The organism is Vibrio sp. 10N.261.51.F11, assembly GCF_041471665.1.
GTDB lineage: Bacteria > Pseudomonadota > Gammaproteobacteria > Enterobacterales > Vibrionaceae > Vibrio > Vibrio crassostreae_C.
Window position 1 is genome coordinate 1 of sequence record NZ_JBFROW010000048.1, and the last position, 14589, is coordinate 14589.

The 14589-nt window shown below is 44.9% G+C and carries 12 protein-coding genes; 1 reads left to right on the forward strand and 11 read right to left on the reverse strand.

From position 1 onward, the window contains the following. Positions 1 to 121 precede the first annotated feature (121 nt). Positions 122 to 718 (forward strand): tyrosine-type recombinase/integrase, encoded by a 597-nt coding sequence (locus tag AB4351_RS16115; RefSeq protein ID WP_371724440.1) that lies wholly within the window; start codon positions 122 to 124, stop codon positions 716 to 718. 164 nt (positions 719 to 882) lie between these two features. Here AB4351_RS16115 and AB4351_RS16120 read toward each other — a convergent pair whose 3' ends face one another. The 11 genes from AB4351_RS16120 to AB4351_RS16170 all read right to left on the reverse strand — a co-directional run bounded on the left by AB4351_RS16120 (position 883) and on the right by AB4351_RS16170 (position 14581). Continuing rightward, positions 883 to 1113, reverse strand: a complete 231-nt coding sequence (locus AB4351_RS16120; RefSeq protein WP_372126556.1) for a hypothetical protein — start codon at positions 1111 to 1113, stop codon at positions 883 to 885. After that, positions 1114 to 1479 (reverse strand): type II secretion system pilot lipoprotein GspS-beta, encoded by a 366-nt coding sequence (gene gspS2 / locus AB4351_RS16125; protein WP_372126557.1) that lies wholly within the window; start codon positions 1477 to 1479, stop codon positions 1114 to 1116. It abuts the gene before it with no gap. After that, positions 1436 to 2572, reverse strand: a complete 1137-nt coding sequence (locus AB4351_RS16130) for an alanine/ornithine racemase family PLP-dependent enzyme (protein WP_372126558.1) — start codon at positions 2570 to 2572, stop codon at positions 1436 to 1438. The genes gspS2 and AB4351_RS16130 overlap by 44 nt, the downstream gene beginning before the upstream one ends. Next, positions 2569 to 3771: a DUF1611 domain-containing protein gene (locus tag AB4351_RS16135; RefSeq protein ID WP_372126559.1), complete on the reverse strand. Its 1203-nt coding sequence runs from the start codon at positions 3769 to 3771 to the stop codon at positions 2569 to 2571. The genes AB4351_RS16130 and AB4351_RS16135 overlap by 4 nt, the downstream gene beginning before the upstream one ends. 401 nt (positions 3772 to 4172) lie before the next feature. Then, on the reverse strand, positions 4173 to 6560 hold the full coding sequence (gene pheT, locus AB4351_RS16140) for a phenylalanine--tRNA ligase subunit beta (RefSeq protein ID WP_372122323.1): 2388 nt from the start codon (positions 6558 to 6560) through the stop codon (positions 4173 to 4175). Between the two features lie 18 nt (positions 6561 to 6578). Beyond that, positions 6579 to 7562, reverse strand: a complete 984-nt coding sequence (gene pheS, locus AB4351_RS16145) for a phenylalanine--tRNA ligase subunit alpha (protein ID WP_004734764.1) — start codon at positions 7560 to 7562, stop codon at positions 6579 to 6581. A gap of 218 nt (positions 7563 to 7780) precedes the next feature. Next, positions 7781 to 8890, reverse strand: a complete 1110-nt coding sequence (locus AB4351_RS16150) for a GGDEF domain-containing protein (protein WP_029235308.1) — start codon at positions 8888 to 8890, stop codon at positions 7781 to 7783. A gap of 202 nt (positions 8891 to 9092) precedes the next feature. Continuing rightward, complete coding sequence (locus tag AB4351_RS16155) at positions 9093 to 10301, reverse strand: hypothetical protein (protein WP_017060449.1); 1209 nt, start codon at positions 10299 to 10301, stop codon at positions 9093 to 9095. Positions 10302 to 10310: 9 nt separating this feature from the next. Beyond that, positions 10311 to 11117: an outer membrane lipoprotein-sorting protein gene (locus tag AB4351_RS16160; protein WP_372126560.1), complete on the reverse strand. Its 807-nt coding sequence runs from the start codon at positions 11115 to 11117 to the stop codon at positions 10311 to 10313. Positions 11118 to 11161: 44 nt separating this feature from the next. Continuing rightward, positions 11162 to 13624, reverse strand: coding sequence for an RND family transporter (locus AB4351_RS16165; protein WP_372126562.1), 2463 nt, complete (start codon positions 13622 to 13624; stop codon positions 11162 to 11164). A 171-nt stretch (positions 13625 to 13795) separates the two neighbouring features. After that, on the reverse strand, positions 13796 to 14581 hold the full coding sequence (locus tag AB4351_RS16170) for a TetR/AcrR family transcriptional regulator (RefSeq protein ID WP_004741595.1): 786 nt from the start codon (positions 14579 to 14581) through the stop codon (positions 13796 to 13798). Positions 14582 to 14589 lie beyond the last annotated feature (8 nt).

Sequence of the window (14589 nt, forward strand, 5' to 3'; positions counted from 1 at the left end):
CTAAGCGGAGAAGAGCCCTTCAAGGTAATTCGTGAAAAGCTAATTTAGGATAATCACTGCAAACTTTTGTCCATTTCCTTCCAACTACAATCGTGATGACCAAATTAAAAAGGAGGTCATCATGGTAGTTTTCAACAAAACGAAACGAAGTGGCGTCAAAAAGCCTTTTCGGCTTGAGGAAATTTGGCGGATCAGAACCAGATTAGAAATTGAAAATAATTTGATGCAGCTTGCATTGCTCAACTTAGCTATTGATAGCAAACTTAGAGCAAGTGAATTGCTCGTTCTCAGAGTTTGCGATGTATCTTCGCAAGATAGGATATTTAACCGCGTTAAGCATATCCAGCGCAAAACAGATATTGAAGTTCAATTTGAGATAACGACAAGAACTCAACAGAGTCTAATGAAATGGATTTTGATGGCTTCGCTACATGACAGCAATTTTATTTTCCCAAGCCAAAGGCGAAAGCAACAACCGATTAGCTATTCGTACTATCGATACTTAGTGAGGAGATGGGCTTCTAATCTGGGGTTGGATCCTAACTTGTATGGCACTCACTCGATGAGGCGAACAAAAGCGACGTTAGTCTACGCAAAAACGAAAAATATCCGAGCGGTGCAGCTACTACTTGGTCATACCAAGGTAGATAATACAATCCGCTATCTTGGGGTTGAATTAGAAGATGCATTGTTGCTTTCAGAAGGTACTGAGTGTTAATCGAAAAGGAACCTAAATACTTAGGTGTTTCAATTGCTATTACGCTGAAAGTTGTTACCCATTCACCGCTACACTTGATTATTTTCAATACGTTAAGTGCAAATACTACTAATCTGTCCAAGGTTTAGAGGACCTTGAACAGATTAGGTATACACAAGCTTAAATTAAACGTTGGAACGCGCGTTTTTCTTCTTTGATTTATAGGCTTTCATTGAAATTTTTAAAGCAAGCTGTTTTTGTTTAATTGAAATGAGTTGTCTAGTTACGACCTTATGGTGTAACTCTGTGATAAAGTTTTTTTCCCAAAGCGTAAGGCGGTCAAACCTCATTAAAATAGTGTCATTGAGTACATTGAACAACTCGTATTGGCTTTTATCCATTCGACTGCTAAGCATTCAATTAGAGCACTTAGCTAGAGAAATGACGTTAAGGCTTTCTACTTTCTCATTTTTTCCTAAGGTTATGATTCGATAAGAGATCCCACTCTCTAATAGTGGTCTTATTTCGATGTTGTCACAAAAACTAACGGCGACTTTTTTTACTAAGCGGTCCATATTCAAAGTTTTCTTTTTTACGAAAACAAGAGTGACACTATCGCCCTCTGACTGTGCATTTACGAGTGTGATTGAGCCTAACTCTTGTGGAAGTTGGCTTGAAATAACTGTCGCTCTATAATCGGCAAGTCCATTAGATTTTATTGGGCTTATCTGACAACCGTTAAGCATGACACTGACGAAGAGAATTACAGTTGTTCGTAGCATTATGCGCTCCTTCTTCCTTTCTTCTCCCTTTAGGTGCCTTAAAATATTTATGGATATAACGTGAAGATATAGAAGATAAGAGCGCACTGTAATCTAAACTGAATGTGACTTTTTCCCCTACAAATAGTGGTTTCTGTGAGGATTCAAGGACAAGATGATCACTGGTTGAAGACATGATCTTAATCCCATTCGGAACCTTAAGCCCGCTGACACAAACATCTTGGCGGCCTAATGCTAGAATAGCTTGTGAGACCTCCCCTCTATCTTGAAGGTTTTCTTTTTCACCAAAAGCATTTAACCCCCGACTCCCCCAAGGCAAAGTCGGTTTAGTCTTGGATTCAATCACTTCAGCGGTCAAAGAAACCGCATCCGTATGTAAGCCTTTGATATTTTCGTGCTCTAAAGGCTCACAGCCTAAAAAAATTGCTTCTCCTATACGAAGGTTATTGACTCGAGTTAAGCCTGTTCTCTGAAGAGCCCAGTTAACTGAAGCAGAATTACCCCCTGAAATAATTTCTAGACTGACCCCAAATGTAGCTTCAATTCCATCGGCAAGCTCAGAAAGAATACTCATATTTTGATCATCTGGAGCGACACCATACCGACAGGCTAAATTCGTACCAATTCCTTTTATCGTGATGTTTGGTAAAGAAATAATCTCTCGGATAAAATCAATCACGCGATTTGGCATCACACCTTCTCTGAGATCGCCAAGCTCAACCATAATAATGATACCGTGACAGCAATTTTGTTGTTCCGCTGCATGTGAAAGCCTCTGAATCACTTCAACTTCAGAGTTTAAACTCATATCACTGTATTTTATTACGCTCGCCACTTGACTGAGCATGGGTGTACGTATCAGCATTTTAGGGATAGCAATGCCAGATTCAGTCATCTTTTGAAGATTTTCGATTCTTGAATCGGCTAACATTGTTGCGCCAGCATCAATAAGAACTTGTGCGATGATAGGGTGGCCGAGGAAGGCTTTTGTTACAGGCGTAACGGATATATTTTTCAGTGAGAGCTGAGAAATCAGGAACTGAGCGTTATGATGAACTTTCCCACAATCGATGTCTAACCTAGGGTAGTTCACCCTTTTTCGGCCAGTTTACTTGCTATTATAGGAAAGGCTGACGTTACGATGTGCAGTAGATGTTCAACAGGCTGTGACAAGACATCAGTAACCGGTAAACCAAATTCGGTAGTGTAAGTGTCTATCGCACAACGTGTTTCATCCAACGACATATCTTCATGATTCAGTGTTAGTCCAATAACATTGGTATTAGAAAACGTTTCGATAAGATTGATTTCTGAGGCAATCGAAGGCATTGGGCAATCAGGAAAATCACTACGATATAAACGTTTAGGGGCATGTTGCAGTATCACACCCGTTGGACAACTGCCACGTAAGATAAAAGCGCTGGTTGAAAACGCAGGGTGACTCAAGGCTCCTTGCCCTTCAATAATAATCAGATCCGGATTTTCTTTTTCATAGGCCTGTACAATGACAGATTCCAACTCACCGGCACAAAATTGTGAAGGAACAGCATCGAGTGCAACGCAGTATTGTGCGCCCTGCATAATGCCTGTTTGACCAGTGGCAATCAGAACGACGTTAAGGCCTTTTTTAGTCAGTTCATTCGCCAATATTGTTGCTGTTGTTCGTTTTCCTAGCGCGCAATCCGTCCCCATTACAGCAATTCTCGGGCATTTAACGTTGTGTATTTTCCCGCTAAACGTTTTCAGTTCGCCTTTATTTTTGGGTTTGCGAGTATCGAATATTCGAACGTTATTCTTTAAGCTGGCTTCTAAAAATAGAGTATCATCGGTTAGGAATTCATGTAAGCCATTTACGATGTTCATTCCTAGTGACATGGCATTTAAAATGATGCTTTTATCTAAGTCAGATAAAAAGCCACTTGATGGCGCAATGCCAAAAATGAAGTAATCAGGAATGCTTTCTGCGTGAATGATAGCTTCTTCAGCATTAGCAAGGATAGGTATTCCATTGGCTTTGTTATCAAGAACTTCACCAGCATCTAAGCCAGCAGACTCACTATCAATAACTGATAGAATACGATAGCTTAACGAATGTCTCACTAATCCATTAGCGGTTTTACCATCAATTTTACCAAAATTACCTTCGCAATATATAATCGCAGAAGGGATGACTGGTTTTACTTTCTGAGCAAGTGGTAACCAAGGAGCTATATGGGGGACGTTGTTGGTATCTACATTTTCAATTCTAGAGAGTCTGAATATATTTCTTAACTTTTCGGTTGAGATGGACATAATTAAAGCCTGCAGTATGGCTTAGGAGGGCGACTAAGGAGTGCCGAGTTGCGAGTTCGGAAAAGAAAAGAAGTCCCTACTAAGCGGTAGGGATAACAACCAAGGTAACACACTCACCAGACTTTTGTTGTTTATTATTAATACGCTTTCTGAGTCTATTACTTTCAGACTTCGCCCATACTAGCGTAATTGATTAGATAGCTAATACTCATTGTTCAACGTCGCCGTATCAAACTCGCAGCTTTACGGTTTCAAGATACTTTTTCTAATATCAGTTAAGTGAATTAGAGTTTTGAGTATAACGCGTTTATGCCCAATAATGAGTTAGTATCCGCATCCATCTCCAAAACAAAAAAGGCCTCGCAATGCGAGGCCTTTGTTTTTCTATCTATCAGAAGAGATTAGTCGCGAAGTGCTGCGCCGAATTTCTCTGAGATTGAAGCTACGATAGCATCTACTGAACCAGCGATGTCTGCATCTTCAAGTGTGCGCTCTACAGACTGTAGGCTAAGTGCGATTGCTAGGCTCTTCTTACCTTCTTCAACGCCTTGACCAACGTATACGTCGAACAGTTTAGCGCCTGTTAGGAATTCACCACCAGCTGCGATACACGCTTCTACGATGTCGCCAGAAGCAACTGCTTCGTCAACAACAACAGCGATATCACGACGGTTTGCAGGGAACTTAGATACAGCTACTGCTTCTGGAAGCACGCGAGTGTTGATAGCTGCCCATTCGATTTCGAATACGATAGTGCGGCCGTTAAGACCAAACTTACGCTCTAGTTCTGGGTGAACAGTACCAATGATACCCACTTCTTTGCCGTCTACGACGATAGCCGCAGTTTGACCTGGGTGAAGTGCTGGGTGCTTAGCTGCTTTGAAGCTGTATGCGATTTCGTTTGCAGAAAGCTCAAGAACTGCTTCTAGGTCGCCTTTCAGGTCGAAGAAGTCAACAGTGTTAGTTGCAATGTCCCAGTGCTCTTCGCCACGAGTACCAGAGATAACGCCCGCAAGCATCATTTCTTGGCGCATGCCGTTTTCAGCAGTTGCTTCAGGGATGAAACGTAGGCCTGATTCGAATAGACGAACGCGAGACTGTTGACGCTTCTGGTTGTGAACAACTGTGTTTAGTAGACCTTGGATTAGGCCAAGACGCATTGCTGACATATCCGCAGAGATTGGGAATGGCAGGATTAGCGGCTCAACACCAGGTACAACAAGTTTTTGCTGCTCTGGTTCTACGAAGCTGTATGTGATTGCTTCGTGGTAGCCACGGTCTACAAGAAGGTCACGAACGCGCTTAAGCGGTTGGTCAGCTTCTTTGTGGTCATTCATTTTAAGTGCCGCTTTAGGCGCTTGGTTTGGAATGTTATCGTAACCGTAGATACGACCTACTTCTTCAATTAGGTCTTGCTCGATTGCGATATCAAAACGCCAAGATGGAGACGTTGCCGTCCAGCCAGCGTCTGTCGTTTCAACGTTACAACCTAGGCGAGTAAGAATTTCCACTACGTCTGTAGATGGGATTTCGTGACCTAGTAGGCTGTCTAGTTTAGCGCGACGTAGAGCAACTACGTTTGCTTTAGGAAGATCAGCTTCAGATTCGCTGCCGTTTACTGGCGCAACTTCACCACCACAGATTTCAACTAGAAGCTGTGTTGCACGCTCCATTGCTGCTGCTTGAAGTGTTGAATCAACACCACGTTCGAAACGTAGAGAAGAATCTGTGTGAAGGCCGTAAGCACGTGCACGACCACGGATGTGATCCGGTGCGAAGAATGCTGCTTCAAGAAGTACGTCTGTCGTTTCAGTAGTAACACCTGAATCTTGACCGCCAAAGATACCAGCGATTGCTAGTGCTTTGTTTTGGTCTGCGATAACAAGCGTGTTGCTGTTTAGTTCAGCTTCGTTGCCATCTAGAAGTGTTAGCTTTTCGCCCTGCTCTGCTAGACGAACCACGATACCGCCTTCGATCTTAGCTAGATCAAATGCGTGCATTGGTTGGCCTTGCTCTAGCATCACGTAGTTTGTGATGTCTACAACTGGGTCGATTGAACGGATACCACAACGACGCAGTTTTTCTTGCATCCAGATTGGCGATTCCGCTTTCACGTTTACGTTCTTAACCACACGGCCAAGGTAACGTGGACAAGCATCAGTTGCTTTGATTTCAACAGATACTGTGTCTTCAATGCTTGTTGCAACAGCTTCAACTGCTGGCTCTGTAACGTCTGCGCGGTTTAGTACGCCAACTTCACGAGCAAGGCCACGGATGCTGAAGCAGTCTGCGCGGTTTGCTGTTAGGTCTACGTCGATAGTTACGTCGTTAAGCTCAAGAAGCTCACGAACGTCCATACCTAGCGTTGTGCCTTCTGGCAGCTCAAGGATGCCGTCAGACTCTACGTCGATACCTAGCTCAGAGAAAGAACAAAGCATGCCGTGCGATGGAACGCCACGTAGTTTTGCTTTCTTGATTTTGAAGTTACCAGGCAGTACTGCGCCAACTGTTGCTACTGCTACAGTTAGGCCAAGACGACAGTTAGATGCACCACATACGATGTCTAACAGCTCTTCTTCGCCGATATCAATTTTAGTTACTTGTAGTTTGTCTGCGTCTGGGTGCTGACCGCACTCAACCACTTTACCTACTTTAACGCCGGTGAATTCACCAGCAACAGGTTCTACATCGTCAACTTCCAAACCAGCCATAGTGATTTGGTGAGCTAGCTCTTCGCTGTTAATTGCAGGTTTAACCCACTCGCGTAGCCAAGATTCACTGAATTTCATAGTTTCGACTGCCCCGGATTACTTGAATTGTTTAAGGAAACGAAGGTCGTTCTCGAAGAACGCACGAAGGTCATTTACGCCGTAACGAAGCATCGTTAGACGCTCTACACCCATACCGAATGCAAAACCAGAGTATTTCTCAGGGTCGATGCCAACAGAGCGAAGTACGTTAGGGTGAACCATGCCACAGCCTAGAACTTCTAGCCATTTGCCATCTTTACGTTTCACGTCAACTTCAGCTGAAGGCTCTGTGAACGGGAAGAATGAAGGACGGAAACGCACTTCAACTTCTTCTTCAAAGAAGTTACAAAGGAAATCGTTAAGAATGCCTTTAAGTTGTGCGAAGTTTACGTTCTCATCAACTAACATACCTTCCACTTGGTGGAACATTGGCGTGTGAGTTTGATCGTAGTCGTTACGGTAAACACGACCCGGAGCAATGAAGCGGAATGGCGGTTTGCCGTTTTCCATCGTACGGATTTGAACACCAGAAGTGTGCGTACGTAGCATTAGATCAGGGTTGAAGAAGAAAGTATCGTGATCAGTACGAGCTGGGTGATCGTCTGCGATGTTTAGTGCATCAAAGTTGTGGAATGCATCTTCGATCTCAGGGCCAGACTCAGTGCTAAAGCCAAGCTCACCAAAGAACTGTTCGATACGCTCAACAGTGCGAGTAACTGGGTGAAGACCACCGTTCTCAATGCGACGACCTGGTAGGCTCACATCGATAGTTTCTTCAGCTAGTTTCGCTTCAAGCTCTGCACGTTGTAGTGCGTCTTTGCGAGCTGCGATCGCTTGTTGAACAGCACCTTTCGCTTTGTTGATCTCTTGACCAGCAGTGCGACGCTCTTCAGGTGGAAGTTTACCTAGGCTTTGTAGTTGAAGAGTTAATTCACCCTTCTTACCTAAATACTGAACTCGCACTTCATCAAGTGCGACTAACGAATCTGCTGTATCAATAGCAGTCGTTGCATTAGCAATGATCTCTTCTAGATGTTGCATCATTTCCTCATCTACCAGTTGGTAGTGTCCGTATCGGATGATTAGTTTTTTTAGATAGCTACACATAGTAATCAAACACGCAACCAATGCCAAATTGAATCGCTAAAAGAACAAGTTATTGCCTAAAAACACGGCAAATTTAACAGGATATTAATGAGGAGTAGGAAGAAGTGGAACAATTACAGGTTCCACTTCTTAATTTGGAAATGACCTGAAGGCTAGATCTGAATAGAACAAACGCTGTTCTTCCCTGCGTTTTTTGCTAAATAGACGGACTCATCCGCCGCTTTAATCAATTCGTTCATGGTTTCGAATTCTTGGGTCATTTCAGCGACACCGACACTAATACTGCCAATCCAAACTTGATGACTGGTTTCAACCTCTAATTCAGACACTTTCTGTCGAGCGGTTTCCGCGATGTACATCCCACCTTTAAGGTCGGTGTTTGGGCAAATAACCAAGAACTCATCGCCACCTAACCGGCAAACAATATCATCATTACGGAACGTGTTTTTCAGTTCACGCGAGAGGGTTTGTAGCACCAAGTCGCCTGCATCATGGCCGCTGGTGTCATTAATGCGCTTGAAGTGGTCGGCATCAATCATAATACACACTAAAGGCATGCCCAGTTCTTTGGAGTCTTGCCAATGCAGCGCTAACTGTTTAAAAGCACTACGACGGTTATGCAAATTAGTAAGAGAGTCGGTTAATGACAGTTCTTCAAGTCTCTTATTCGCTCGTTTTAATTCTGCCGTACGTTCCTCAACTTTATCTTCGAGTAACTGGTTGAAGCGTAACAACTGTTTGTTTCGTTCAGAGACTTGTTCAAACAGGCCGTTAAGCGCAGCCAACAGCGGGACAGTCGCAGAATCTTGCTGCTTTTCTTCCGCTTCAAAGGCTTGCAGAGGTGTCGCGCCCTCTTCTATCGCGGTCATTTGTCGCGCCATGTTTTGGTCGATGCCGAGGATGTGGTAAGCAAGCCAGTGGATCAATAAATCAAGTAACTGCCGTGCTGACGACTGATCTTCTTCCATGATGAAAGCTTGCATACTGTAGATATCTTGCATAAATACACGATGCACTTTGATATGCTCTTCAATGTGTCGCTCATACACACCGCAATCTCTCATCAAAGATTCTTCTTCTTTAAAGTGAAATTCGGCATAGCATGTGAGATCGAGTAAAGCGACGTTTATGTCGTCGATAGAGATAGTGTTCTCTGACAACAGATTTCCGTAGTGGTTGATAATACCAACAAGATATTGATGCTGTTCATCTACAACACCAATGCCTGTTTCAAAGTTTTTATCCCAATTAAATGAATTCATAAATCCCTTAAGGCCGATACCACCAGCACGATTTACATGCATATTCGGAGGTTATAGATACTGAAAAAATATAACCATTTTACCTGTAGGTTTATTCGATTGTTTGATCCACTTTATAAAAAGACGACTTTGAACATTCTAAATATGGCTCATCTTAAATTTGAGACGTCCCCCCCAACAGGAACGCCCCACGAAGCTAACATTAGAAATAATATTCCAACGCCATCTCAACAAAGTCATCCTTGCGTGCGAAGAACAACAAGTCCTCTGGGGTTTCGTTCTCAAACAACCAAGCATTCAGTCGCCACTTGAGATTGTTGTTAATACGGCTCGATGCCTCTAGCTTGGCACTGTAGACATCACTGTTATCTAAGTCTTGAGTGATACCAGTAAGCACTTCGGTGCCGTCTTCATCGTTCAAAGCGAAACGTGCCCCAAGGAACACATCATTTTGGCCGATGGTTTGGGCATTGTTGCCTCGGCTGTCATACAGGTATTCAGCGATGAAGCCGATGTCCCAGTACGATTCAAGCGCCCCTACCCAAGTGTATTCAAAGCCTGTCGCCACGCCGGTATGGTTGTCGTAGCTGTCGCGATAAATGCTTTCCAGCTTCCATAACCAGTCACCGATAATGCCTTGAACATCCAATCCGAAGTGTTGCATTTGGGCGTAGTATGGCTTGAGTTGATTGCCTTCCACACGGTAATAAGGGTCGCGGTTTGTGCCGCCTAAGTAGCTTAAACCGACATCCCAATCACCGTACATTTGGCTGTAACGCAATGCCACATCAACGTGTTTTTCTTCTCGTGAAGATTCGTAAAGCGCATCGTCCGATACTGGCACGGTTGGCCTTAATCGACCGTCTTCGCCTGCGAAGGTACGCTCACGAAAATACGGCAGTAACATGGCGTCTATGGTGCCCCACTCTTTTATCGAGGTGAAGTGCACCATAGGCTGACCTAACTTGGATTCGCCATCGACCGATTCAATGGCATCGGTCTGGTTTACCACATCCACTAAATGCGCCGATTCGGTTACGCCCCAAAATACCTTTCCAACACCCGCTCGCAGTTCGTAATCATCCCAATAGGTTAAATATAAGGCTTCGCGAATATCACCATGAGTTCGTTCATCGTCTTCACTGTCTAGGCGATAAAACGGGGTGAAGGTAATGCTGCCGTTGCCCTCTTGTTGCTCCCAGTAAAACTCTGGCTGCAACACCAGTGAGCTTTGTCCTTTGTCTTGCCCTTGTAAGCCGTCGCTAAAGAACTGCCTATGTTCAAGGTTAACCTGCCCTGCGATATCAGGACTAAAGCCTGCCGCCACACAAGGCAACGACACCTGCATAAGCCCGACGGTCGCCGCCAAGGTTAAGGATAATTGGGTTCCTGTTGCCACAATCCTTTTCATATTCCTGCCTTATTTCGCACGTTTTAGTGTGTTCTTTTGGAAATCCTTGTCTTTAAGACCGGTCTGGAACACTAAATCTGTCGTGGTTAATACGGTGCTTTTGCCTGTTTGATGGTTTTGCATCGCCATGGTGTGTGCGCGCCAGTATTGGTTTAGGTACTGTTTGTAATCTTGGAACGATAGAGTTTTAAGCAGTGCGCCTTTGCGGTCGTAAAACTCGACTTTCATTGGGCGGTAGTGCTGTTGGTCTAGCCATACCTTTTGCATGGTGTAGCCTGAGTTTTTATCGGTCGGTACTTGCTCTAAAACAAAGGTGTCTACGCCTTCCAGTTTCGCGTCTTCAATGTAGTTGAAGGTGTACTTTTCAAGTTCAAACGAGCTTAAGTCCTCATACGCAAATTCACTGCCCATAAACGGGCCAGATTTGTTGCGTGAAGAGATGCGTTTTACACGCTTGAGTGCAGGAAGATACAACCACTGGTCATCGGATTTGGTGATGTGCGAATGGTTTAGGAAAGCCGTGCCTTTTACGTCGCGTGGTTCATCAAAAATGGTTAAGCCTTTGTCGCCATCGTCATCGACTTCCAAAGATTTCAATCGCATCAGACGTTTACTGCTTTCGCCCTGTTTGTTGCGAAGTAGCATTTCCATGGTTGCGACAGAATCGCCCCACCCGACATCGACCGCTTTACGTTGCTCGGCAATTTCTAAGCCTTTCGCAGGGTCTGCTAACGCTGGGAAAGCGGCGAATGTGCTCAGTGCCAACGAGCTAACAGTAAGTAATGTAGTAGCGAATGTTTGTTTAACGCTTTTCATAAATATCTCCTTGAGTCAGCCCACCGCAGCAGGCCGACGTTTCCTTATTTGGTCGAAGTAGTCAGTTCGGCTGTCGATCTAGGCTGCGACTTGGTATCTGGCTTTGATTCGTGCTGAGTTTTAGCTGAATAGTGGGTCTGTTTGTCGAAGATCATCAGTAAGCTTGGTAGCAAGATGAAATCGACCACCAGCGCAATGAAAATCACAATCGCGCTGAGTAAGCCCATGTCGGAGTTGAGTCTGAAGCTCGACATCGCCAGTACAGAGAAACCGGCCACTAGCACAACAGTGGTGATCCACAAAGCGCGACCTACGGTGTGGAAAGCGTATCGAACCGCTTCTTCTGCTGATTTCCCTTCGATTCTTGCGCGCTGGTATTTACTCAAGAAGTGCACCGCATCATCAACCACGATACCCAACGTGAGCGTGACCACGACTGACAAACCGAGGTTGATTTCACCTGAGATAAGCGCCCATAAACCAAAGCCAATGATCGCAGGCGCAATGTTGGGCACTAGGCTGATCATGCCTAAGCGAACCGAGCGCAATGCAAAGATCATCAAGCCAGAGATAAGCACTAGGGTGATAGGCAAAGTTGATAGCATGCTCGCCATGTTGGTTTCGCCAATATGAGCAAACATCAGTGACGGGCTCGAAGCCACCACTTCATATTGCGGTGCATTGGCTGCAAACCATGAGTAAATGCGCTCTTCGAGTTCGACTAGCTCAACGCTGCCAAGGTTATCGACGGTGAGTACCATTTTGATCGATGATTTATCGACGTTGATCTGGTTGTTCAAGTCCAAGCCGTACGGCAGAGACATTTCGTAAAGCAGCAGATATTGCGCGGCAAGTTCACGGTTCAGCGGTAGCTTGTAGTAGCTGTCGTCGTCGGCATGCATATTCTTGTTCAAACGCATATAAACATCAGAAAGCGTTGCCACATGGTCAGTTTCTGGTTGAACGCGTAGCCACTTAGTAAAGTCACCAATTGCTTGCAAGAACACAGGATCAGCAATCGCTTGAGACTCGTTAGTTTTCACTGCGATACTGAGGGTTGTCATGCCGCTTACGGTCTCTTCCATGAAGTCAGCCGCTTGTCTGAATTCACTTGAGGTATCGAAATACTTCACCGATTCATCGTTGACTTTGTTGAGCGGAATTAACGCGGCAGCGCCAACAATCACTAGCGTAGAAATCGGCAGCAGTGCTTTACGGTTAGTTACGACAAAATCGCCCAGCTTATCCATGAAGGTGACTTTGTCTGCCGCCTTAGGGTTGGCAGGTAGACGTTTGACTGGCAGCAGTTTTAGCAACGCTGGCAACATAGTCACAGACAAGAAGCACGCAATAAGTACACCCAGTGCCGATAAGTTACCGAAATCACGCAGCACTGGTGAGTCCGACATGTTCATCATCAGGAAACCAATCGCAGTGGTCACCGAGGTGATCAGAATCGGCATCGCATTGAGCTTGATGCTGTATTGAATGGCTTGTGCTTTCTCCATACCGCGCTGCATCGCTTGTCTCATGGTCACAATCACGTGAACACAATCAGCCACCGCCAAAGTTAAAACCAAGGTTGGCACATTCACGGTTGCGGTACTCAAGAACATCCCTGCCCAACCAGACAATCCCATGGTGGCAACAATCGAAGAGATGATCACAATGAGCGTCGCCACCACACTAAAGAACGAGCGCAGCATAAAGGTCAGGAACACCAGTACCACCAACAGCATCAAGGGAACGAGCGTTGAGCTGTCTTCTTGAGCCGAAGTCATAAATGCGTTGTTCATGGCTATGATGCCCGCTTTATGGAATTCGACATTAGGATACTGAGCTTGGTACTTGCCGATCATGGTATTGATTGCCGCAATCACCTCTTGCACTTCTGCGGTTTTGTCCACTTCTGGCAGTTGCACGGTGACGTTCACAATCGTCACATCGCCAGAGGCCGACACCAAGGCATTCTTAAGCAACGGCTCGTTAAGGGCGATCTGTTTTACTTTGGCGATGCGTTCTGGTGTGTGTTCGTACTCTTCATACAGCAAGTCTTCTACCAAAAGATCATCTTCAATGGCTTCGGTGTGCTGATAATTAGCAAGGGAATCGACACGGCTTGAATACGGGATCTGCCACGCATCAACCGTGAGATTTTGAATCAGGGTGAGAGTTTCAGGAGTGAAGACATTGCCATCTTCAGGTGCGACAACAATCGCAAGGTTGTCGATTTTTGCAAAGGTGGTTTGGATTTCATCGAACGCCATCAACTGCTTGTTGGTGCCTTCGAAGAAGATGTTGTAGTCCCCTCTAAAGTAGAGGTTCTTAGCCCCTAATGCAGAGAGAATGATGATTGAAAACACCACCAGCAGAACGATAAACGAACGCTTGGTAGGTATTGAGTGCCAACTGTTTAGATCTGTGTTTGCGCTATCGGCATTAGGGTTATCTCGGTTTTGCTGATCGAACGTGGGCTTCTGGCTGTCATGTTTCATCACAGTCTCCATTTGTGACGATTCGTCATATTTGTGTCATAAAAAGCCAGCCGAAGCTGACAAAAGACACAATGCTTAGTCAAACACTCAAGAAAACAGCAACCACAGTCGGTCAGTCTCAAGTTTGTGACGAATCGTCAAAAATGGTTATTAATAAACCCACATGTGTGGGCTTAACGGAAGCTATCGACCTACAGACTCTAAGTAAGCGATCTCTTCACTGAACAGTTCTTGTTCTACACGACGCCAAGTTTTGCGGTAATCCCAATCACTAGAAAGGGGCTGCCAATTTAGGCCGTCTAGAATCATGTTCGCGTTGTGTAATACTGAATACGGGTCTTGTAACCGCTTAATACAATGACTGTTTGATGCGTTCTGTGACAAGGCATTTGAACCAAATGCGATTGACCAGTTAGCAAAAACGATGGCATCTGAGCCAACGCCAGAAGAGAACTTTAGGTCACCCGCTTCTACCGCTTGGTTAACCATAGAGTCGCATTGTTCAATCACCAACTCTTCCAGTTCATTCATCTCGGCGACGCGTGCACTAGACGCTTTCTCTAGTACCCACGGGCTTTTAGCCATGATCGCACAGGTTGATAGTACCGGTTCCATGCGAGCATAGATTCGGTAAGCAACGTGCAATGCGACGATCTTTTCACGTGTGTTGCCTTCAAACTCTCCAGAGCGAGCAAACATCATTGCTTCTGTCTTGAGAGAGTGAATACATAACGCTAAAACGACGTCTTCTTTGCTGCAAAAGTGATTGTATATCGTACCTTTAGAATAAGAGCTCGCTGCCGTTAGCTTGTCCATCGTGAGGTTTCCGAACCCTTGTTCTCGAACCAGATCTTTTGCTAACAACATCAACTCTACTTCTCGGTCTGCAATAGACTGCTGCTTTTTAGACAACACGCCTTTGCAACCAAAGATACCTTGTTTATCGCCTTTACAACCAAAGCCAAACATAATTTTTT